Source organism: Vibrio sp. Isolate22, from assembly GCF_022398115.1.
Classification (GTDB): domain Bacteria; phylum Pseudomonadota; class Gammaproteobacteria; order Enterobacterales; family Vibrionaceae; genus Vibrio.
Map to the genome: position 1 here is coordinate 275,307 of NZ_JAKEUW010000001.1, position 21,414 is coordinate 296,720.

A 21,414-nucleotide genomic window follows, 5' to 3' on the forward strand; every position below is an offset into this window, starting at 1 on the left:
TCTTCAGAACAAAAACACGATCCTTTTCACATTCTAAATTCTATTTAATTGTTTCTTGCAATTAATTTGAGTAAGTTTAATTGCAAGAAACAATTAAATCACTTTGGAGAAGAAAATGGCTATCGTTACACTAAGACAATTACTGGATCATGCTGCAGAAAATGGTTATGCAGTGCCAGCATTCAACATCAGCAACATGGAGCAAGGGCTTGCTATTGTTCGCGCGGCAGCAAAATGTAATTCAGGTGTCATCCTGCAGGCGAGTATCAATGCTCGTAAAAGCTACGCTGGTGACGTGATGCTTTATAAGATGGTTTGTGCTCTGGCTGAAATGTTCCCGAAAACGCCAATCGTTCTTCACCAAGATCATGGCAACAGCGAAGAAACTTGCCTTTCAGCCATTCGTCACGGCTTTACGTCAGTGATGATGGATGGCTCATTAGAGCGAGATGCTTCAACCCCAAGTAGCTATGATTACAATGTAGATATTACGAAGCGTGTGGCTCAATCTGCACACTGGGTTGGTGCGTCTGTTGAAGGCGAGCTGGGTTGTATTGGCTCTTTAGAAACAGGTGAAGCGGAAGCGGAAGATGGTGTTGGCGCGACTGGCATTCTTGAAAAGAGCCAACTTCTAACTGACCCGGACCAAGCTGTTGATTTTGTAAAAAGAACTAAGGTCGATGCATTAGCAATCGCTTGTGGTACAAGCCACGGTGCTTACAAATTCACGCGCAAACCCGATGGCGATATCTTAGCAATGAACGTTATTGAAGAGATTCACTCAAAGCTCCCAACCACTCACCTTGTTATGCATGGCGCATCTTCGGTACCTCAATACCTTCAAGATATGATTAATGAGCATGGTGGTGAAATGCCTCAAACATACGGCGTACCAATTGAAGAGATTGAACGTGGTATTAAGCATGGTGTTCGTAAGGTAAATATCGATACTGACTGTCGTATGGCGATGTCCGGTCGCTTCCGTGAACTCGCGATGAAAAACCCGCAAGAGTTTGACCCACGTAAGTTCCTGTTAGCTGGAATGGACGAATTAACGAAGCTTTGTTTAAACCGATTTGAACGCTTTGGCTGTGCTGGTCACGGTGACAAGATCACACCTATTTCTATGGATGACATGGCTGCACGCTACGCTAGCGGTGAGCTTTAATTCAAAGGAGTTCTACGTATGGGAAATTGTGTATTTATAGGCAGAAGCACGATTGATTTAATGAGCTTTGTTGAAGTGATGCCTGGCCCCGACCAAAAGGTGAATGCCATTGCTGATTTTATTGGTGGTGGTGGGTCTGCACTCAATGCAGCGATTGCATGCAACGCATTAGGCTCTGATGTACACCTTTGGACATGTTTAGGTAAAGAGCACCTCTATAAATCGATAGTGACAGCAGAGCTTAATGAACACGAAATTTCGGTTGTGGATTTAAGTTTAGACGATGAATACCAGCTACCACTATCGAACATTATCTCTGCAAAGCAAACGGCATCTAGGCTTATTGTTAACGCCAGTCAGCCCGATTGCGAGCAGGTGATAAGTTTAGACCCGAAATGGTTAGACAATGCAAAGCTTGTGTTACTTGACCAATATGAACATCCGTTTGTAAGTGCGAACGTACAAGCACTAGCTGAGTTTACTGGGGATATTGTTTTAGACGCAGGTACTTGGAAATCACACAGCGAACTGTTTTTGTCTCTCTGTACTATCCCTATTGTTTCAGAGGAGTTCACCAACGGTGACAAAGAGAAAATGCAGGAGCTTTGTGACCAATATGGGATAAAAAAGTGGGCAATGACGCTGGGTGACAAAGGTGTTTTTTATAGTGATGAGTCTGGTAGTGGGTTAATTCCTGCACCTAAAGTTGATGCTATCGATACGCTAGGTGCTGGAGATATTTTCCATGGGGCCTTTTGTCATTACTACTCAGAGAATCAAGATTTCCGAGGCTCTTTGAAGAAAGCTAGTCACATAGCGGCATTATCATGTACTGAATTAGGAACCAGATCATGGCTAAAACACATTCGTTAGCGGTTGATGACATTGCAAGTATTCCTCAGCTGGTTGCCAATACTTACCAAGAGTCTGGGAAACCGATTCTTGTCATCGGTATATCTGGTGCACCAGCTACGGGTAAATCAACTCTGTCAGAATCTCTACATACCGGATTATCTAAGTTAGGTCTCAAAGCCCAACTATGTCCTATGGACGGCTTTCACTACCCCAATTCGGTACTGAAAGAGAAAGGACTGACGTCAGTCAAAGGTAGCATCGAAACATTTGATGTAACCTCATTAGCACATTTGCTTTCCAAAGCGGTGACGCCAAACACTGACGCATTCTTTTGGCCGAAATACTGTCGTGAGTTACATGATCCCATTGCAGAAGGTTTTTTAATTGAGCCAGACACTCAAATTATTTTACTTGAGGGCAATTACATCTACTCAACCGACGAAGACTGGCGACCAGTCAGCGATTTAATTGACTTGAAGATCTTTCTCACAGCAAGTGAAGAAGTACTCAGAGAGCGATTAATATCAAGACACCTAGCTGGTGGAAAGTCGAAAAAAGAGGCGCTCGATAAAACCGAGCGCGTGGATCTAGTCAATGCGTTAAAAATAAAAAAATACGAATCAAACGCAGACTACGTAATCCAGACGCACTAGAACAGCGTCCCATGTACCCTACAATTCTCATGGAGAGATCAAATGATTCTTAGTGAAAACAATAAGAAGATGTTCTTTTTGACATTTATTTGCGCGGCGGCAACCATCGGTGGTTTCCTATTTGGAATGGACACCATTGTTATTGGCGGCACAATCACACAAATCACACAACAGTTTGAATTATCGGCCTTACAACAAGGTTGGTATGTATCTTCAGCGCTCGTGGGATGTCTATTTGGTAGCGTAATAGCTGGTCCTATTGCGGACTATGCTGGGCGTAAGAAACCTCTGATGTTAGGAGCTCTATTAGCCATCATCTCTGTACTTGGTTGTATGTACGCAAACTCATTTAACTTGCTTATCTGGGCTCGCATTATTGGTGGCTTCGGTATTGGTATCGCAACTGTAGTTTGTCCTATGTATATTGCTGAGGTAGCTCCAGCAAGGCATAGAGGTAAACTCAGTAATCTGTTTCAAGTTGCCATCGTTATTGGTTTAACTTGCTCAGTTATCACCAACACGCTGATTGTTAACTACAGCCAGTCAGCCGTTGTTACCGGTCATTACCTTGATCATTTCTTTATTACTGAAAACTGGCGTGGCATGTTCTCTGTTGAATTCTTACCTGCTGTCATTTTTCTAGGGTTAGTAGCGTTTTTCCCAGAATCACCTCGTTGGTTAATATCTAAAGCGAAAGAGAAAGAAGCCGCGAGTATTCTAAGAAAGTTCCTAACCAAAGGTGAAGCGGAAGAAGCGATCATTGAATGTCGTCAAGTTATCCGCTCCGAGAAAACAGGTTCTTACAAGCAGCTAGTTAAAAACCCAGTGATGCGTTTTGGACTGATGACGGGGATATTACTAGCAATCTGGTCAGAATGGTCTGGTGTAACAGTTGTGATGTACTACGGCCCTGTAATGCTAGAGGAAATCATGGGTAACCAAGGTTCAGCACTAGGTGGATTTGGCTGGATCTGTTTAGTCAGCGTTATTTTTACCTCTTTATCAATGGTGTTCATTGACAAGGTAGGCCGTAGAAAAATGCTGATAACCTCTGCAGTTGGTTGTTTCACTTGTCTGATTGGCCTTGCGATATTCTTCGACAGACCTGACACTCCACCAATGTTGATTGTTGGATTAATGGCGTTCTTTGTTGCCTTCACAGCACTAGGTTTAGGCCCTTTGAAGTTCACAATTTCAGCTGAGATTCTGCCAACTTCTGTTCGTGGCCGTGCAGTCTCTATCACGACTGCGGCTATTTGGATTCAGGGCGTTATTTTGAACTCATTCACGCCTGCTTTTAGAGAATCATTTGGGACATCTGCGCTCTTCATTATGTTTGCGATCATCCTACTTGGACAAGTTTGGTTTGCTATCAAAATACTTCCTGAAACAGCAAATCGCAGTTTAGAAAGCATCGAGAAAGAATTAAAGCAGCGCTTCGACATACAAAAAGTTGAAGAAAAAGAGCTTCAACCAAAGCAAGTGTAGCGATCACTTGTTGCTAATATGGATAGAGCCTCCAGTATTTGGAGGCTCTTTATTTTCTCTAAACTTGCCAAGTACCTTCCCCATTCACACCCTCTCTCAGCCATTCACTCCTCATTATTACCATTCGTCGCATTGATAAAACGACGTGACAGTTTGTGGTTAACCTTTCAACGTCAACATTTGAAAGGGATTAGAAATCATGACTGCTTCAAACACTTACAACTCATTTACTGCTCTGTTTCGTCGTTCACTTTTAATTGGGTTAGCTTCAATCGCTCCTACGCTGGCGCTAGCTAATCCAAGTTCAGACGTGCTTGATATTTACAACCAAGCCGCGCAAGGCAATGAAGACCTAGTCGAGGTGGCCTATGAGCGCCTCAATGACACGCTGCAACAAGACGGTGCAACACCACTAACCTTGGTCTATTTAGGCAGCACAGAAACCTTAATGGGGCGTGATGCGTTCTTACCTTGGAACAAGATGAAGTATGTCGAAAAGGGCTTATCGACCATAGATAAATCATTGGTGTTGCTGAAAGACGAAGACCAACCCATTCATGAACAACCTCGTGTTCAAGGATTACCAGATTCTTACCTGACTCGCGCCATGGCCGCGGTGACTTACACCTCTCTACCAGACATGTTTAACCACTTTGATCGCGGTTACGATCTGTTCCTCTCGCTACTGGCGGAAGATGAATTTCAACAACAGCACTTCTCTGCAATCTCATGGATTTATCGCTACGCCATTGCCGCTTCGATTCGTGCTGAAGACCTTAAGCAAGCACAAACGTGGCTAGAACAAATGGAAACAGCCGATGCTGGCAATATCGAAACTATGACTGCGAAGGCGCTAATAGCGAAAGCCAAGTAATAGTTGCGAAAGCGAAATAAAGGGCATGGAAGCTAAATAGTTGGCGAGTAATCAGAGGAAAACGGGATGATAGAATTTAAAGGAATCGGCAAATCTTATCTCACGGGCGGTCAAAGTGTAGACGCTCTCAAGGGAGTCGATGGTCAGATTAAACGCGGTGAAATGGTGGCGTTGTGCGGCCCGTCGGGATCGGGGAAAAGTACACTGTTGAACATCCTAGGTTTGTTGGATATGGACTATCGAGGTGAAATAAATATTGATGGCAAAGCGTATCCAACAGAGCAGATTGCTGCTGCGCGTTTTCGTCGCCAGTCGTTGGGTTTTGTGTTTCAGCGCTTCAATCTTGTTCCGGTGATGACAGCGCTTGAGAACGTCGCATATCCATTGATGTTGAACCAATGTTCGAAGCAAGAACAGCAGGTGAGAGCGCAAGATATGTTAGAGCGTGTTGGGTTAGGAGATTACATTCATCATCGTCCAGACAACCTTTCAGGCGGTCAGCAGCAACGTGTCGCGATAGCCCGAGCGTTAATCCACAACCCAAGCCTAGTGATTGCCGATGAGCCGACTGCTAGCTTAGACAGCCATACCGCCAACCTGGTGATCGACATTATGAAAGAGCTCGGTCATGAGATGGGCACTACCTTTATCGTCGCAACGCACGACCCAAGAATGGCACTGCGCTGTGACCGAGTGATTGAACTTATCGACGGACAACTGGCACCACAAGCCACAGCAACGGAGGCTATCTCATGGGCAAGTTAACACAAAGAATGAGCACGTTTTTGTTTCCAACCTCTGTGCGTTTGGCATGGCTCAACTTATTGAGAAACGGTCGACGTAGTCTGCTTTCGGTGTTGATCATCGCGATTGCCGTATTTGCACTGACGTCGGCAGGAGGCTATGGGCTTTACACCTACGAATCCTTAAGGGAATCGACCGCGCGCGATACTGGCCATCTCACTTTGAGCACGCCGGGATACTTTGAACAAGATGAAGATATGCCGCTGAGTAATGGTCTGGATAACGCTCAAGCGCTCACCAAGAGCATTATTGGCGACAGCGATGTGCGTGGTGTTCAGCCACGAGTTTACTTTAGTGGTTTGGTGTCTAACGGAAGCAAGTCGACCATCTTTATGGGAACGGGTGTTAATGAGCGAGAATTCGACATGAAAGGACCTTTCCTTGACGTGCGCAGCGGTCAAACCCTCTCGGATGTGAAATCACCAAGATACGATAGCCAAGAGCCACAAGTGATGCTCGGAACCGACCTTGCTCGTAACCTCAAAGTGGCTGTTGGTGATTGGGTAACGCTGCTAGCTACCACCAGTGACGGTGCTTTGAATGCCTTTGATTTTAAGGTGCAGGGTATCTACTCGACAGGAGTACCTGAGCTGGACAAACGTCAGTTGTACGTGCACATCACCACCGCACAAGAGCTTTTAGCGTCAGACAAAGTCAGCACCTTGTCGGTATTTCTTTTTGAAACTAATAATACTTCGACGGTTCAACAACGCATCCAATTGGCTTTGGACAAGCAAGTTGGTCAACAAGGCTCAGATATTGAGATTACCCCATGGCAAGATCGTGCGTTCTTCTACACCAAGGTTAAAGACCTTTACGACCGTATCTTCGGCATCATGGGCGCAGTGATGGCATTGGTGGTATTCGTATCTTTGTTCAATACCATGACCATGTCAGTGACGGAGCGAACTCGTGAAATTGGCACTTTATCGGCACTCGGCAGTTACCCTTCTGAAATCGTGGCAGGTTTTCTAAAAGAGGCGGGCTTACTGGCGGTGATTGGCAGTGCGATAGGCGCACTAGTGAGTGGTTTAGTGTCGGTGTTATTACTGGTGGTTGATGTGCAAATGCCACCACCTCCAGGACGAACTGAAGGTTACCCTCTTAATATTTATTTCTCATTGGAATTGGTTGGTTATGCCACCTTGGGTGTACTGACGATCTGTTTGCTAGCCGCTTATTTCTCTGCTCGCAAAGGCGTAAATAAGCCAATCACGGAGGCGCTGGTTTATGTATAAATTTACTCGTTCACTCACTGTTTTAGGTTGTGCGTTAGTGTTGGTTCTAGCATCGGCATCAAGCTGGGCTATCGATTCACAGCAAGTTACCGAGATGATTGCTAAGGCAGACAGCTACCGTTTGAACAGCGAACAGGCATCAAAAGTGGTATCTCTGGTCGCGCTATATCAAGACGAGCAACTAGACAAAACCCGCGAATACAACGTCTACACAAGACCAAACCGAGAGTCGCTGGTCGTGTTCAAGTCGGCGGTCGAGGCGGGTCAAAAGATGTTGATGATAGAAGACAACTATTGGTTACTGATGCCGAAATCTCGCCGTCCAATTCGTATCACCCCGATGCAAAAACTGCTTGGTGAAGCTTCGGTTGGTGACATCTCGACGCTGACGTGGAGCGAAGACTACCAAGGCGAGTGGGTTGCTGAACAATCGGTTGAGATGCCAAGTGGTGAACAGCTTGATACCCATCACTTAAAACTCACCGCAAAAACTAAGGGCGCGAGTTATCAATCTATCGATCTGTGGTTAACAGCAGACCGAGCATTTCCAGTCAAAGCAGATCTGTATCTGCGTTCAGGAAAGCTAGCTAAGCAAGCGTGGTTTACTGAAGGCGTGCGTGATGGCTTGCCAAGTGTGGTGTCGATGACCCTACTCGATAAGATTCAACCAAGTAAGAAAACCGTGATTGAGTACCGCGAGGTAAGCGAACAAGCCTTGGCAGACAAGTATTACAACCCCGCTTATTTATCACGTAATAGCGTGTCTGGGCTTTAGGTGGGTGGTATGAAAGCTTCTAGCCGTCGATTCCACATCAAGCCTTCAATCGCTAGCTTGTTTGCATTGTCTTGTGTGAGTAACACGACTCAAGCGGACGATCTGAGCTTTGCGTGGGACTGGCAACTGAGTGCTGAAGCTGTTGAATCGCGAGAGTCGCCATTTAGCCCTTTCGAATCTGACAATAGCCAGTCACTCAATGGCTTGCTGGATCTTGAAGTTGGATATGGCAATTGGCTGGGCCTTTTTGCAGTGAAAGCCAATGACATTTTGACTAATACTCCTCAAAACCAAGACGCGAGCTTTAAATCGGAATTCATTGTGCGCGAGTTGTTTTGGCAAGGTGGTGTTGAACTGTCTAATTCAGCGTTCGGTGATCACTACCTCGATGTCACGCTCGGTAAGGTTCGCCTTGATTGGGGCGTTGGTTATGGCTATCGACCTTTAGACATCATCAAGCCTTATCGACAAAACCCAGTGGGCATTGTCGCAGAAGAGGGCGCCGGTGTAGCTTCAGCGTCACTGTTCGATATGACGGGCGAATGGACCCTGCTTTACAGCGATTCATCATGGACCTCCCAAGATGTGAATCAGTTCGAAAAGCAGAATCAGCAACAAGGGTTCGGCTTACGTCGTTATAACTTAGTAGGCGATCACGAATATCAATGGGTCGCTTATTACGACGATGTACGCCACGGTTTGCTTGGAGCGAGTTTGGTGTCGGTATTAAACCTCGCGTGGGAGTTTCATGGTTCGATGGTTTATCAGCGACAAAGTTTGGGTTACAGCCAGCCCAACTCACCGCTTGAACCGGTTTATCTAGAAGAGCAGGGCGAGGCTTATCAAGCCTTAGTCGGACTGACATGGGCCAATGAAACGGGCCACAATGTAGTACTGGAATACTGGTTTGATAGCCGCGCTTGGAGTGATTCTGAGTGGCGAAGCGCTTTAGAGAATGCGGAGTCTTTGTCTCTTAATCCCATGACAATATCGTTGGCGAGCTCTTACGCTCAAGGTTATCAGCACGCTAACTTGGTTCAACACAACCTCATGTTTCACTGGTCTTTGGACTCGACACATGGCTGGTTTGAAGATATCACGCCAACATTTGATGTCATGCTGTCTCCAAAAGACGGCGGCTTTATTGCTACGCAGTGGCTCAATTATCAGGCTTTCGATAATGGCGATTCATCGTTGGAATTGGAACTTGCTGCACGCTTTCTAGGCGGTAAAAGTGATTCTGCTTACGCGAACTTACCGGATAGTCATATGATTCTTTTAAATATCAAAGGACGATTTTAATGGACACTTCTTCAAACAGTCGCTTTTCATGGATCAAAAGCTTTGCGTTCACCACGCTATTTTGCGTTCTTATTGCAATTACAACTAACACGATTTGGGGAGGCGGGTTAACGCTTAACTTGGCCATCAGCTTCGGCTTTGGCTACAGCGCGGTTGGCTCTTCGTTTGTGTTGGTTAAGTGGTTTAAACGTGAATCTCGCGTATTTGAAGTCGGCGTTTCGATGCTCATTGCTATGGTGGTGGGTACCTTGAATGCGCACTATTGGTTGAACGGCTTTTTCGGCTCTAACCTTTCCGATCTTAAGTCCGTGATGCTGCTTGGTGTGATTTTCTGTTCCGTTTGTTATTACTACTTCTACACAAGAGAGCAACAGTTACGTGCCGATAATGAATTAGAGGTGGCGAAGCGTCACCAAGCTGATCAAGAAAAGGTCGTCGTACTTAGCCAGTTAAAACAGCTGCAAAGCCAAATTGAGCCGCACTTTTTGTTCAACACTCTTGCGACCATCAATGTATTGATTGAGAGTGACAGCGCCAAAGCTAAGTTGATGCTTGAAAAACTGACTGACTTGTTGCGTGTGACCCTGAAGAACAGCCGTACTGAGCAATCGACTATTGCTCAAGAGGTCGATTTGCTCGACGCGTATCTTAACATCCAGAAGATACGATTAGATGAGCGTTTGACGTTCTCGATTGAAACCAACGACATTAGCGAGCAGCAAGTGATTCCACCTTTCTTGATTCAACCTTTAGTTGAGAACGCGTTAACACACGGAATTGAACCTAAGGCTACTGGTGGTGAAGTCAATATCCGAATTGTTAGACAAGACGATCAGATGAGAATTGAAGTATCAGACAGTGGCGTGGGACTGACAGCACCGTCTATTGCTGCTGGCCATGGTGTGGGATTGAGTAATATTCGTCAGCGTATTGATACCTTATACGGAGATAAGGCGAGCCTGACGATCACAGAGCAAGCGACTGGCGGCGTGGTGTCTACTATCTTGTTGCCGCTCATCAGCGAAACTAGCTCCGAGAATGCAGTTCTGAAACTCTAAGTACTGTTACGAAAACAGACGATTTACAGTGTGAATTTAAAGGAAGAATAATGATCAACTCAGGACTAAAGCCCAGCGTGACGGCAATTATCGCAGACGATGAAGCACTGTTAAGGCATCACTTGGATAAGAGTCTTGCTGAGGTTTGGCCTGAGCTAGAGATTGTCAGCAAGGCCCAAAATGGGGCAGAGGCTATGCAGAGTATTCAGCAGCTTCAACCTGACGTCGTCTTTCTTGATATTCGCATGCCAGAGCTTGATGGTATTTCGTTAGCCAAACAATTGAACAAGCTTGCATCACCGCCGCTGGTGGTCTTCATTACGGCTTACGACGAGTATGCCGTTAAAGCTTTTGAGCACAATGCGATAGATTACCTACTCAAGCCAATCAATGAAGAGCGCCTGCTAGTTACCTGTCAGAAGGTTCAAGCGCGCTTATCAAGTAATCAAACACAGTCCGGTCACATGCCAGAACAACCCGACATTGCTGCACTCATGAGTCAACTTCAGCAACTGTCACAGTCGGCGTCACAGCAAACGCAGCCTCCTTATTTGTCGCAGAAAAAGTATCTCACGTGGCTCAAAGCCAGCGTTGGCGAAGACATTCACCTGATCGCCGTCGATGATGTGGCGTATTTCAAAGCAGAAGATAAGTACGTATCGATATTTAAGAAAGGGCAGGGCGGGCTTTTACAGGAGTTTATTCTTCGTGTATCTCTAAAAGAGTTACTCGCTCAACTTAATCCGGATGAGTTTTGGCAGATCCATCGTTCAGTGGTGGTGAAAGTGTCGGCTATTGATAAGGTCAAAAAAGGACTATCCGGTCAGATGTCGGCGTATGTATCCGGTGACAAGTTGCCAATCAGCCGTGCCTCGCAAGCTCTGTTTAAAGGCATGTAGGGAAGTGGCTTAAAGGTATGTAACGATCTCGCAAATCGCACGATGATTTATAAAATGTAGATCGCAATCACAAAGATACTTATTTGGTTGTATATCAAATAATAATCATAAGCTCAATCTGTATATTGTCAGTCAATAACAGTAAGAGGTTGTTATGAAAACATATTATTTAGCAGCGGCAATATGCCTATCTGTGGTGGGGTGTAGCTCAACATCCAACATCACTGAACAATTAATCCAACCAGATCCTGCCTGGACTTCAGGTCAGTTGGAAAACGGTCTTACCTATCATATTTATCCAGATCATGAAGCATCGGTATCTGTACGTTTAGTCGTGCATGCAGGCTCCATTCAAGAAACACCTCAACAAGAAGGCTACGCTCACTTTGTCGAGCACATGGCATTTAATGGTAGCAAGAATTTCTCTCAAAACGATGTGATTCGTCTATTTGAAGATGCGGGTTCTAGTTTCGGCGCGGACTTAAATGCCTATACCTCTTATGAAGAGACGGTGTATGAATTAGATTTGCCAGATAACCTCCAATTAGAGTCAGCGTTAACCTGGATGCGTGACATTGGGGATGGTCTCGATCTTGCCAGCTCAGAAGTTGAAAAAGAGAAAGGCGTCATTCTCGGAGAGTTCCGCATGGCTCGCCTTGATGATAAGTCATTCGGAGAGATATTTTACGACCACTTCATTGAAGGCGGTCCTTACGACTCTCAAGATTCATTGGGCACCAAAGCGTCAGTTGTTGATGCAACCTCTCAAGGCCTAGGTGACTTTTACCAGACTTGGTATCAACCTCAGATCGCAGAGTTAGTGATTTCTGGTGATGTTGACCTCAAAACCTTGATTCCAATGATTGAAGAGAAGTTTTCGGGTTGGGAGCGCGGCGAAACGCCAAGACCAGAGAAACAGAAAACGACTTCGTTTAATGAAGGTGATTATGTTGAGTATGCAGGCAGAGAAGCGCCAAGCATCACTTTAACGTTCAATCGTGGTCTGTATCACATCGAAAACCATGCTCAACAACACCAGCGTTGGTTAGATGAAACGGCTCTACAACTCATTCGTCAAAGACTCGAAACGGTATTCAATGACGCAGCCTTACCGACCCAATGGGTAGCATCTGAAAACTATCAAATGGGAGCTCTGAATTATTCATCAATCAGTGTTGGTTTCCCGAATGGTGGGCGCGACGTAATCCAACAGGAGCTTCTCTCGACGCTGGCATCACTGCGTGATTTTGGCGTGTCGAAAACGGATATCGTTGCCGAGCAGCATTATTACCAAGACCTGCTAGATAACATCGAACATGATTGGGATAAGTTTGATAGCGCTGATCACGCGAGCGATAAAGCGAGTGCTCTTGCCAGTGGCCGAATCGTCCAATCACAGAAAGACTATCAAGCCAGCCTAGAAGCATTCATCGCTAATCTAAGCCTTGAAACGATCAACGACAACATCAAGAATCTGTTTTCTGATGATTACTTCCTTGTTATTGGCATGGACGACTCTGAAGATAGAACCGCTGTCGTCAACTCTTTAGATAGCTTAAAAGCCACTTACAGCGAGCCAGGAACTCCACTGCTCGCTGTTGCTTCTGCAAGTGCGTTTGCTGTTCCTAGCTCGACGGGCGAGGTTGTGCTTGTCGAACAAATGTCGGTAGATCCATACATTCAGAAATGGACGTTAAGCAATGGCGTCGATATGTGGTACCTACGTGATTATGCTGCGGGCGATGATGTTGGTGTGATGTATATGAGCCTCGGCGGAAAAGCCGCTTTAGAACCGAGCTTATACCCAGCGGTTGAAGTTGCATTGCCGACGTTTGCTCGAAGTGGTGTCGGTGAGTTTACGGGCTCTGAGCTTTTAGCGTACTTTGATCGTGAAGATATTAGAGCTGATTCCTTTATTGGTAATACTCGTCATGGTATCGAATTTAATATTCAGAAGGATGGGCTAAAAGATACATTTGCTGCGCTGTATACCTTCATCACGGCACCTAAAATCAACCCTGAGCAACTAGAGGCAGTGAAGCAAGAGTTTGTACAGGGACAAGAATCTTTCTTGAGCAGTCCTGTCGGTCAGTTTGAACGCGCAATAAACCAAAATATCTATAGTCCGGATAGTCGTCATCTGTTGGTTGATAAAGAGCGTGTTGCAGCGGTTTCAGTGGAAGATGTCGATAACCTTCATCAGCAGCTGTTTGGTCAAATGAGACATAACCAGCTGGTAGTCGTTGGTGATATCGACCCAAGTGTATTGAAGCCTTTGGTTCAGCAGTACTTGGCTTCTATTCCATTGGAAAAAGCCGCGATACCTGAGTTTAAAGTGGCTTACAACCAGCCATTAGAGTCACGTATTGATTTGGCGATTAACAATGTAAATAGTGCTGAGTATATCTTGCGAGTGATCTCTGAACCCGCAAGCGCTACCGAGCAAGACTTCACGGCAAAAGATATTTTCATGGAAAGCTTACTAGAGCGCCTACTGGCGACTCGTTTAGATAGCTATATTCGTGAAGAGTTAAGCTTAGATTACTCGCCTTATACCTACTCAGCATCTGCCGATGGGGAACCGTCTCTTGAGTGGGTTATAGGGGCGATGGTCGCGCCAGAGAATGTCGAAAAGGTAGAGCTGGCAATCGATAAGGTCATTAGCGACCTTCTACAAGGTGTCTCTGAGCAAGAGATGCATGCGGTGGTGAAACAGTTTGAAGCTGATTTTAAGCCTCTTGAGATGAGCTCTATCGATCAAGCCTGGTATGTATCTCGTTACCTACTTCATGGCTACGATATCGACGCTTTATCTCAAGTGGAACGAATGGCGAGATCGATTTCTGCAGAAGATATGAATGCGTTAGTGCAACGTATCTTTGGTGAAAATAGCCGTAAGGTTAAGAACATCATGCGACCGAAAGCGTCATAACAATCAGCGTTGGACGCATACGTAATGGAAAGCCAAGCCTAGTTGCTTGGCTTTTTCTTTTTTTAGAAGCATTGAAGCTTAATCGGTTGCATCGAATCATTTTCTAAAAAAATGTTTTAAATCAAGACAGCGTTTCATTTGTGTTGTAGATTGGCGATCTAAGAGAATGTTGTTTGGATATTAGATTGCTTAAACTGGGTACCCGATTAGTCTTAATGTTGTTTTTACTGAGCTTTGGCTTAGTGAATTCTAACGGCTATTCGTTTCCTTCTAAGCCGTTTCAAATCGAGACTGCTCAACAGCAATCTTTCGCGCAAAAACAGTGTCAGAACGCTGCCATTGATGACCCATCGGCCTATTTGGAGTGCGATAAAGTTCAAGTAGGCGCTTCGTCAGTAGGTGACAGCTCCAATTATCACGATACTGAATCTAGCCTTCAAGCGACCACTTACCGACGTATATCAACTAATGAGCAAGAAAGCGCGCCCGATCTTGAGCCTGCTTATCATTTGCTGATTGACTTCTCTCCCCCTTCTTTACTGGCTTCGCTGTTAGCGACAACTCCGATGTTGGACCTCAAACAGCACTGGACCAGTATTGTCAGCTCTCCACCTTCCCGTTTGTCGGGGTGGAAAGAGGGCAACATCCAATATTCACATTTCCGAGAGCTTATTAGCTAATCGTTTGCCCCTGATTGGTCGCATCGACGATCCCTTGTGTCCGTTGTTCTAGCCAATCCTCAAAACAATTCGCGAATGCACTCTGCTGCCGTTCAATCAGTTTGGCCTGGTTGTCGTAAGTTTCGTGCCTGTTCGCAACATATTAGCTTAAGAAATAAGAGATCTTGACTGTGAAAAAACGCATTCCAAGAAAACAAATCAACCACTACTCGAAGTGGAAATACGTGGTACTTATCACCACCATTATCATCATGATTCTGAGTGCTTTACCGTCTTGGTATGGCGAAGATGCTTCGGTACAAATTAACAATCGCTCTGAGCAAACCATCGACGCGACGCAGGTGACTCAATACCTAGCGAGCGAAGGCATCCAAGCTAAATCGGCTTATCAGAAAGACAAGCGTTTAGTGGTGATCTTAGAAGATGTCGAGCAGCAAGCAAAAGCCAAAGAAGTGCTGAATGAGCGTCTGCTTGATACTGCAACCGTCGCGCTAGCAATGGAGCCAGCGGCACCAAAATGGCTAACTGACATGGGTTTTGCACCGATTCAGCTAGGCCTGGATTTACGTGGTGGTGTGCAGTTCTTGCTCGAAGTAGACATGGAACCGGTTTACCACGCGCAAGCGCAAGCCGTGGTGGACGAGATCACCAGCCAAGTGCGTTATGCCCGCGGTAAAGTTGTAAACGACAAAGTGGAATTTAACTTCCGTACCGATGCGGATTTTGAAAAGGCGCAGAAGCTGATTCGTGAAGAGTTCCCGCAATGGCTACGTGACAGCTCAGACAAAAAGCTGACTCTAACGCAATCTGAAGATGAACAACGCACGCTTCGCAACCTAACGGTTCAACAAAACCTACAAATCATGCGCAGCCGTATTGAAGAGCTAGGTATCACCGAAGCTTCAATTCAGCGCCAAGGCGAAAGCCGTATCCGTATCGAATTACCGGGTGTACAAGATCCTGCAGCTGCAAAAGACGTGATTGGTGCCACTGCATCATTGGCATTCTACTCGGTTTACGACAACCCAACACGCAACACTCAAACGCTAAAAGATACCGATGGCAACCATGTGGTTGTTGCTCGCAAAGCAGTACTAAGTGGTGAACATATTATTGATGCACGCAGTGGCATTGGTGAAATGGGCAGCGCAGAAGTAAACATCACCCTAGATTCTGCGGGTGGTAAGAAAATGTCTGAGTTCTCTCGTCATAATATCGGTAAGCCAATGGCGACAGTGTACAGCGAGTACAGCCGCGACAGAGCCGGTAACAGCGAGAAAACCAGTGAAGTGATCAGCGTTGCGAACATCCAATCTCAATTGGGTAGCCGCTTCAGAATCACAGGGGCAGGCAGCATGGCTGAAGCGCAAGAGCTTGCTCTGTTGCTTCGCGCAGGCTCACTAACGGCGCCTGTTACCATTATTGAAGAGCGTACCATTGGTCCATCTTTGGGCGCAGAAAACGTGACTAACGGCTTTGCTGCACTGGCGCTTGGCCTTGGTCTTACTCTAACGTTCATGGCGCTATGGTATCGCCGTCTTGGTTGGGTCGCGAATGGTGCGCTTATCGTTAACATGGTGACGCTATTTGGTCTGATCGCATTGCTACCGGGGGCGGTTTTAACGCTGCCGGGTATTGCTGGCTTGGTATTAACCGTTGGTATGGCGGTGGATACTAACGTACTTATCTTCGAACGTATTCGAGACAAAATGAAAGAAGGACGCAGCTTTGCTAGCTCCATCGATCGTGGTTTCGATAGCGCGTTCTCATCTATCTTTGATGCTAACTTCACCACAATGATTGTAGCTGTCGCTCTTTACACCATTGGTAACGGACCAATTCAAGGCTTTGCTTTGACACTGGGCTTAGGTCTTTTAACCAGTATGTTTACGGGCATTTTTGCTTCACGAGCGATCATCAATTTGGTTTGGGGGCGTGACCAACGCCACGATGTAAGGATTTAAGCATGAGTACTTCAACAAAAATGACAATTTCAGAACGCTATTTTTCAAATAGCAATATGACTCTCCTGCGTAAGGTGATGTCGGTAATCTCTATTGTGTTGTTCATGAGCTCAGTAATGCTGGTGGCCGTGAAAGGGTTTAATTGGGGCTTGGACTTTACAGGCGGTGTAGTTGCTGAGGTTCAACTTTCTGATCAAGTGACCAAAGACGCATTGAAAACACAGCTTGATGCCGCGTTCCAACAAGACGTGCAAGTGGTTGGCATGGCAGAGCAAGACCGCTGGACTATTCGCTACAGTCAACTAACAGACGCACCGCAGATCAACTTAGTTGATGCTTTGGCATCGGTGAGTGACCAAGTGAAAGTGCTGAACAGCAGCGTGGTTGGCCCTCAAGTGGGTCAAGACATGGTTGACCAAGGTGGCTTAGCGGTATTGGTGTGTTTCTTAATGATCATGCTTTACCTAAGTGTACGATTTGAATGGCGTTTAGCTCTAGGTGCTCTGGCTGCGATCATTTACGACGTGACGATTATCTTCGGCTTATTCGCCTTGACTCAGTTCGAGTTTAACCTAACGGTGTTAGCGGCGGTATTAGCGATTCTGGGCTACTCACTGAATGACTCAATCATCATTGCTGACCGTGTCCGCGAGATGCTGCGTGGCAACCCTAACGGCGATACCGACAACCTGCTTAACGAATCAGTCAAAGCAACGTTCTCTCGTACTATGGTGACTTCAGGTACGACGTTGTTGACGGTATCTGCGCTTTGGTTGCTTGGTGGCGCAGCGCTACAAGGTTTTGCGATTGCATTGGTTGTGGGCATTGCGAGTGGTACTTGGTCTTCAATCTCGGTCGGTATCACCCTTCCGAAACTACTTGGCCTACAGCCTTGTCACTACCAAGTGAAACCGCCTGTAGAAGTTGAGGGTGAGTACCCTTAAGTTATCTAGTTTGATAATGCTGCAACTCAGTAAATGAGTTTACTTTAGCCCTTCGTTTTTAACCGAACGAAGGGCTTTATTTTATTTAAGAGTCAATTAGTTAGAGAAAAGAGAGCCTATTTCAAAAAACGACGGGTTGAGCAGGCAAGCACTAATGATATGAAGTATGTTTATATGACGTTAGTAGAAATGAGGCAAGGGAATGGAATATCGACATCAATGTCACGTAGGCGACCACGGTGATGCACTGAAGCACCCTGTATTAAGTGCTCTGGTTCAGTCATTAATGCAGCAGCATTCGCGCCTCAATGTTATCGACACTCACTCAGGTACAGGGTGTTATGACCTAACCACAGCACCAAGTAATCACGCAGGCGAATTTGCAGAAGGGGTTGGGTACCTTTGGCGAAACAAGGCCTACCTTCCTGAGTCATTCGCATCTTTTATGTCGGTGCTGGAATACTACAATCCGAATCAACTTATCACGTTGTATCCCGGCTCGGCGGCGATCACCTATCAACAAGGTCGTAGCCAAGATAGCTTTTATTTTTCCGATATTCAGCAAGATGAAGCCGATTTACTGCAAACCAATATTGAGAAGTTGCAAGGCGATCTGGATGTCTCTAGCAAGCTGACCATTAGTGCGGGCGATGGGCTTAAAGCACTGCCTGACGATGTCGCGAAACATGATAGCCACCACCTGATTGTGATCGACCCACCTTACGAAACGGATTCCGAATATCTCGCGGTGATTGATGCTTTGGTTAAGGCCTATCAACAGTCAGAGAGAGTATCTGCATTAATTTGGTATCCGTTATACACCGATGATCGAAGTTCTCTAATATTGGACCACTGTGTGACAGCGGTGACAGATGGCTTGCTGCCAAGTCCGATAAAGTCGGAATTACGATTGCGTGATCCGAAAGGAGATGACCGCCTTATTGGTAGTGGCTTGCTGTTATTTAACCCACCACAAGGCATTGCAGGGACGGTTGCTGACACGCTTGATTATTTGCATAGTCAGCTTGCAACCAATGGTGAAGGCTATTGGCAAATGAAAAGTCTATAAATCTGATTGGTATGGGCCTTCTGATGAATTAGTAGACGCAGTTCACTAAATCACTGTTATTTATGTGGTTTAAATTGACCAAACGCTAACTTTTATCGATTGATTAATTGCCGTGAATCATTTAAAAATGGAATATCAGTGCGCGCAAGTGCATAATGGCTCATAAGTTAAATAATTAGCCCAAATTAATATCAGATTGTGGTTTACCCCCTAAACTGCATTAGGCTCGCACTAGTCACGCGAGCCTTTCTTTTGCCTGAAGGAAAACTTAAGGCAGCACTATCACTTCAAAATCCACTACAACGCAGGATAATCGATATAGCCTTTTTCGTTGCCGCCGAATAGGGTCGCACCATCGAGTTGTGCTAGCTCGCTGCCGTTTTGTAGGCGTGATACAAGATCTGGATTTGCTACGAATGGGCGACCAAATGCGACGAGATCCGCGTAGCCTTTGCTTAGCACTTCTTCGGCGCGTTGTGGTGTGTAGCTGCCAGCGACGATGATGGTGTTAGAGAACAACTCTCTTAGTTCGACTCGGAAGCTTTCAGGGATAACCGGCGCATCATCCCAATCAGCTTCTGACAGGTGCAAATAAGCGATATCACGAGCTTGCATTGCTTTCGAAGCCTCCAAAATTGTTGGCACTATGTCTGGGCAGTTCATGTCTTTGAAGGTGATGAATGGCGCCAAACGCACGCCAACTTTATCGGCACCTATCTCTGCAATCACAGCATCAACCACTTCAATCAGGAAGCGAAGTCTGTTCTCACGGCTTCCACCATAGTTGTCGTTGCGCTTGTTTGAGTTGGTTCTTAGGAACTGGTCAATCAGGTAGCCATTGCCACCGTGGATCTCGACGCCATTAAAGCCTGCCTTGATAGCTTTCTTTGCTGCATTCGCAAAATCTTGAACCACTCGATCGATGTCTGCTTGAGTCATCTCTCTTGGTTGGATGCAATCCACCGTATTGCCGTTGCCATTCTCATCAGCAATCCACACCTGAGTTTCTATTGGAGCCAAAGCTGACGGAGCAATTGGTAGTTCTCCCTTTTGAAAGGTAGGGTGAGACACGCGGCCGACATGCCAGAGCTGACAGAATATTGCTGCGCCTTGTTCTTTGGCTGCTTTGGTTACTGACTTCCAACCTTCAATTTGTGCATCGGTATAAACGCCGGGAGTGAATGAGTAGCCTTGAGAGTCGTCAGAGATCTGCGTCGCTTCAGTGATGATAAGCCCAGCGTTAGCACGTTGTTGGTAATAGGTCGCCATCATGTCGTTTGGCACGTTTCCAGGTTGGCTAGTACGAGCGCGTGTCATGGGTGCCATAACGACACGGTTTTGAAGTGCTAGACCTTTGAGCTCTGATGTTTCGAATAATTTGTTCATGGTATCTACCTTGTTTTAATTCAGTACTTTTTAATTCAATGTTTTTAGTTTTGTATTCGGGTTATAGAGCGGATTACTTGCTTTCCGCTGGGCTGAAAATAGAGTTGCTTTGTGGCTTATCAGCTCGGTTGGCTTTAGCGATAAGTAGCAAGCCAATTACAGGAACAACAATGGCTGCGAATGGAATCATGCCTGCACCTAACTGGCTGTCGAGTACCATGCCACCAAGGAAACCACCGAAGGCATTCGCTAGGTTAAAGGCTGAAATGTTGGCTGTAGCAGCAAGTTCTTGTCCTTCACCACCGTGGTTCATTACTCGAAGTTGCATGGCAGGAACGTTCGCAAATGATGCAATACCAAAGACAAATGCAGCTGCAACGAATAGGATTTTGTTGTCTACCACTAGGCCCACCACAACCAGTGAAGCGATCATCGCGATTGCCCAAAACATGGAAGCTTTGCCTAAATCTTTATCTGAAGAGCGGCCGCCCAATGTGTTACCTATGATTAAGCCCACACCGACAATCACTAAGATCCAAGTGACTGAGTCTTGACTGTAACCCGTGATGTGCATGGCAATAGGCGCAAGGTAGCCGTAAAGCGTCATAAACCCAGACCAAGCAAAAGCGGTGATCGCCAAGCTGATAAGCAGCATTGGATTTTTAAATGCCATTAGTTGAGTCTTGATGTCTTTCGCTTCGCTATGACCGCTTGATTTGATTGACGTTAGGATAGAAATCATCGCGATGGTGCCAAGTGCAGCTACGGTAAAGAAGGTGGTGTGCCAACCGAACTGCAAGCTAATCCATGTACCAGCGGGAACGCCAAGAACGTTTGCCAGCGTTAAGCCTGCGAACATTTGACCAACCGCGCGGCCTGCCATTTTTTCCGACACTAGGTTGGTCGCGACAACCGCACCTATGCCATAGAAAGGACCTTGAACTAAGCCAGCAATCACACGGCTAGCGAGCAGTAATGGATAGTTAGGCGCTAGGGCTGACAAGACATTACCAATAATGAATAGCGCCATTAATCCAATCAAAACCATCTTCTTATTAAAGCGTGCAAGATAGATAGTTAAGATCGGCCCGCCGATAACTATAGCTAACGCATAAGCACTGATTAGATAACCTGCTTGGCCTTCTGTGATCGAAAGGGATGTGGCAATTTGTGGAAGAATGCCTGCGATAACAAACTCAGCGGTGCCGATTGCAAATGCAGCGAGTGTCAGTATCCAAACTTGGAATGGGATCTGTTCTTTTTTCATGATGATCTGCCTATGTAAATTCTGGTTTGTTAGGACGCTTAGGTACACGTCCTAACGA

Annotated in this window: 18 protein-coding genes; 16 read left to right on the top strand and 2 right to left on the bottom strand. The window is 45.9% G+C overall.

From position 1 onward, the window contains the following. Window positions 1–115: 115 nt before the first annotated feature. The 16 genes from fba (at window position 116) to rlmJ (ending at window position 18,703) form a co-directional block, all read left to right on the top strand. On the top strand, window positions 116–1,168 hold the full coding sequence (fba, locus tag L1D55_RS01275; RefSeq protein ID WP_128163113.1) for a class II fructose-bisphosphate aldolase: 1,053 nt from the start codon (window positions 116–118) through the stop codon (window positions 1,166–1,168). Window positions 1,169–1,186: 18 nt separating this feature from the next. Next, window positions 1,187–2,041, top strand: a complete 855-nt coding sequence (locus L1D55_RS01280; RefSeq protein WP_239916151.1) for a PfkB family carbohydrate kinase — start codon at window positions 1,187–1,189, stop codon at window positions 2,039–2,041. Further along, entirely contained in the window at window positions 2,020–2,676 is a 657-nt protein-coding gene (locus L1D55_RS01285) for a hypothetical protein (RefSeq protein ID WP_239916152.1), read from the top strand. Before L1D55_RS01280 ends, L1D55_RS01285 begins: the two co-directional genes overlap by 22 nt. A 42-nt stretch (window positions 2,677–2,718) precedes the next feature. Beyond that, complete coding sequence (locus L1D55_RS01290; RefSeq protein WP_239916154.1) at window positions 2,719–4,164, top strand: sugar porter family MFS transporter; 1,446 nt, start codon at window positions 2,719–2,721, stop codon at window positions 4,162–4,164. A gap of 199 nt (window positions 4,165–4,363) precedes the next feature. After that, window positions 4,364–5,038, top strand: a complete 675-nt coding sequence (locus tag L1D55_RS01295) for a hypothetical protein (protein WP_239916155.1) — start codon at window positions 4,364–4,366, stop codon at window positions 5,036–5,038. A 66-nt stretch (window positions 5,039–5,104) separates the two neighbouring features. Then, the gene (locus tag L1D55_RS01300) at window positions 5,105–5,803 is read left to right on the top strand and encodes an ABC transporter ATP-binding protein (RefSeq protein ID WP_239916156.1); all 699 of its coding nucleotides are present in this window, start codon (window positions 5,105–5,107) and stop codon (window positions 5,801–5,803) included. Then, a complete protein-coding gene (locus tag L1D55_RS01305; protein WP_239916157.1) occupies window positions 5,791–7,080 on the top strand; it encodes an FtsX-like permease family protein in 1,290 nt (429 codons plus the stop codon). Before L1D55_RS01300 ends, L1D55_RS01305 begins: the two co-directional genes overlap by 13 nt. Further along, a complete protein-coding gene (locus L1D55_RS01310) occupies window positions 7,073–7,855 on the top strand; it encodes an outer membrane lipoprotein-sorting protein (protein WP_239916158.1) in 783 nt (260 codons plus the stop codon). The genes L1D55_RS01305 and L1D55_RS01310 overlap by 8 nt, the downstream gene beginning before the upstream one ends. A 9-nt stretch (window positions 7,856–7,864) precedes the next feature. Further along, window positions 7,865–9,157, top strand: a complete 1,293-nt coding sequence (locus L1D55_RS01315; RefSeq protein ID WP_239916160.1) for a hypothetical protein — start codon at window positions 7,865–7,867, stop codon at window positions 9,155–9,157. Next, entirely contained in the window at window positions 9,157–10,215 is a 1,059-nt protein-coding gene (locus L1D55_RS01320; RefSeq protein WP_239916162.1) for a histidine kinase, read from the top strand. Before L1D55_RS01315 ends, L1D55_RS01320 begins: the two co-directional genes overlap by 1 nt. A gap of 50 nt (window positions 10,216–10,265) precedes the next feature. Continuing rightward, entirely contained in the window at window positions 10,266–11,114 is an 849-nt protein-coding gene (locus L1D55_RS01325) for a response regulator transcription factor (protein WP_239916164.1), read from the top strand. Between the two features lie 154 nt (window positions 11,115–11,268). Then, window positions 11,269–14,046 carry a M16 family metallopeptidase gene (locus L1D55_RS01330; RefSeq protein WP_239916173.1) on the top strand — a complete coding sequence of 926 codons (2,778 nt, stop codon included), beginning with the start codon at window positions 11,269–11,271 and terminating at the stop codon, window positions 14,044–14,046. 215 nt (window positions 14,047–14,261) lie between these two features. Further along, window positions 14,262–14,726 (top strand): hypothetical protein, encoded by a 465-nt coding sequence (locus L1D55_RS01335; protein ID WP_239916233.1) that lies wholly within the window; start codon window positions 14,262–14,264, stop codon window positions 14,724–14,726. Window positions 14,727–14,890: 164 nt separating this feature from the next. Continuing rightward, window positions 14,891–16,690 (top strand): protein translocase subunit SecD, encoded by a 1,800-nt coding sequence (secD, locus tag L1D55_RS01340; RefSeq protein ID WP_239916175.1) that lies wholly within the window; start codon window positions 14,891–14,893, stop codon window positions 16,688–16,690. A 2-nt stretch (window positions 16,691–16,692) separates the two neighbouring features. Then, window positions 16,693–17,634, top strand: a complete 942-nt coding sequence (gene secF, locus L1D55_RS01345; RefSeq protein ID WP_105024009.1) for a protein translocase subunit SecF — start codon at window positions 16,693–16,695, stop codon at window positions 17,632–17,634. Window positions 17,635–17,836: 202 nt separating this feature from the next. Continuing rightward, entirely contained in the window at window positions 17,837–18,703 is an 867-nt protein-coding gene (gene rlmJ / locus L1D55_RS01350) for a 23S rRNA (adenine(2030)-N(6))-methyltransferase RlmJ (RefSeq protein ID WP_239916186.1), read from the top strand. A gap of 297 nt (window positions 18,704–19,000) precedes the next feature. Here rlmJ and L1D55_RS01355 read toward each other — a convergent pair whose 3' ends face one another. Both L1D55_RS01355 and L1D55_RS01360 read right to left on the bottom strand, forming a co-directional pair. Then, window positions 19,001–20,089: an alkene reductase gene (locus L1D55_RS01355; protein WP_239916188.1), complete on the bottom strand. Its 1,089-nt coding sequence runs from the start codon at window positions 20,087–20,089 to the stop codon at window positions 19,001–19,003. A gap of 73 nt (window positions 20,090–20,162) precedes the next feature. Continuing rightward, entirely contained in the window at window positions 20,163–21,356 is a 1,194-nt protein-coding gene (locus L1D55_RS01360) for an MFS transporter (protein WP_239916190.1), read from the bottom strand. Window positions 21,357–21,414 lie beyond the last annotated feature (58 nt).

Bases quoted from the DNA above. Each gene is read 5' to 3' on its own strand.
- fba (WP_128163113.1), top strand. From the start codon at position 116: ATGGCTATCGTTACACTAAGACAATTACTGGATCATGCTGCAGAAAAT.
- L1D55_RS01280 (WP_239916151.1), top strand. From the start codon at position 1,187: ATGGGAAATTGTGTATTTATAGGCAGAAGCACGATTGATTTAATGAGC.
- L1D55_RS01285 (WP_239916152.1), top strand. From the start codon at position 2,020: ATGGCTAAAACACATTCGTTAGCGGTTGATGACATTGCAAGTATTCCT.
- L1D55_RS01290 (WP_239916154.1), top strand. From the start codon at position 2,719: ATGATTCTTAGTGAAAACAATAAGAAGATGTTCTTTTTGACATTTATT.
- L1D55_RS01295 (WP_239916155.1), top strand. From the start codon at position 4,364: ATGACTGCTTCAAACACTTACAACTCATTTACTGCTCTGTTTCGTCGT.
- L1D55_RS01300 (WP_239916156.1), top strand. From the start codon at position 5,105: ATGATAGAATTTAAAGGAATCGGCAAATCTTATCTCACGGGCGGTCAA.
- L1D55_RS01305 (WP_239916157.1), top strand. From the start codon at position 5,791: ATGGGCAAGTTAACACAAAGAATGAGCACGTTTTTGTTTCCAACCTCT.
- L1D55_RS01310 (WP_239916158.1), top strand. From the start codon at position 7,073: ATGTATAAATTTACTCGTTCACTCACTGTTTTAGGTTGTGCGTTAGTG.
- L1D55_RS01315 (WP_239916160.1), top strand. From the start codon at position 7,865: ATGAAAGCTTCTAGCCGTCGATTCCACATCAAGCCTTCAATCGCTAGC.
- L1D55_RS01320 (WP_239916162.1), top strand. From the start codon at position 9,157: ATGGACACTTCTTCAAACAGTCGCTTTTCATGGATCAAAAGCTTTGCG.
- L1D55_RS01325 (WP_239916164.1), top strand. From the start codon at position 10,266: ATGATCAACTCAGGACTAAAGCCCAGCGTGACGGCAATTATCGCAGAC.
- L1D55_RS01330 (WP_239916173.1), top strand. From the start codon at position 11,269: ATGAAAACATATTATTTAGCAGCGGCAATATGCCTATCTGTGGTGGGG.
- L1D55_RS01335 (WP_239916233.1), top strand. From the start codon at position 14,262: ATGTTGTTTTTACTGAGCTTTGGCTTAGTGAATTCTAACGGCTATTCG.
- secF (WP_105024009.1), top strand. From the start codon at position 16,693: ATGAGTACTTCAACAAAAATGACAATTTCAGAACGCTATTTTTCAAAT.
- rlmJ (WP_239916186.1), top strand. From the start codon at position 17,837: ATGGAATATCGACATCAATGTCACGTAGGCGACCACGGTGATGCACTG.
- L1D55_RS01355 (WP_239916188.1), bottom strand. From the start codon at position 20,089: ATGAACAAATTATTCGAAACATCAGAGCTCAAAGGTCTAGCACTTCAA.
- L1D55_RS01360 (WP_239916190.1), bottom strand. From the start codon at position 21,356: ATGAAAAAAGAACAGATCCCATTCCAAGTTTGGATACTGACACTCGCT.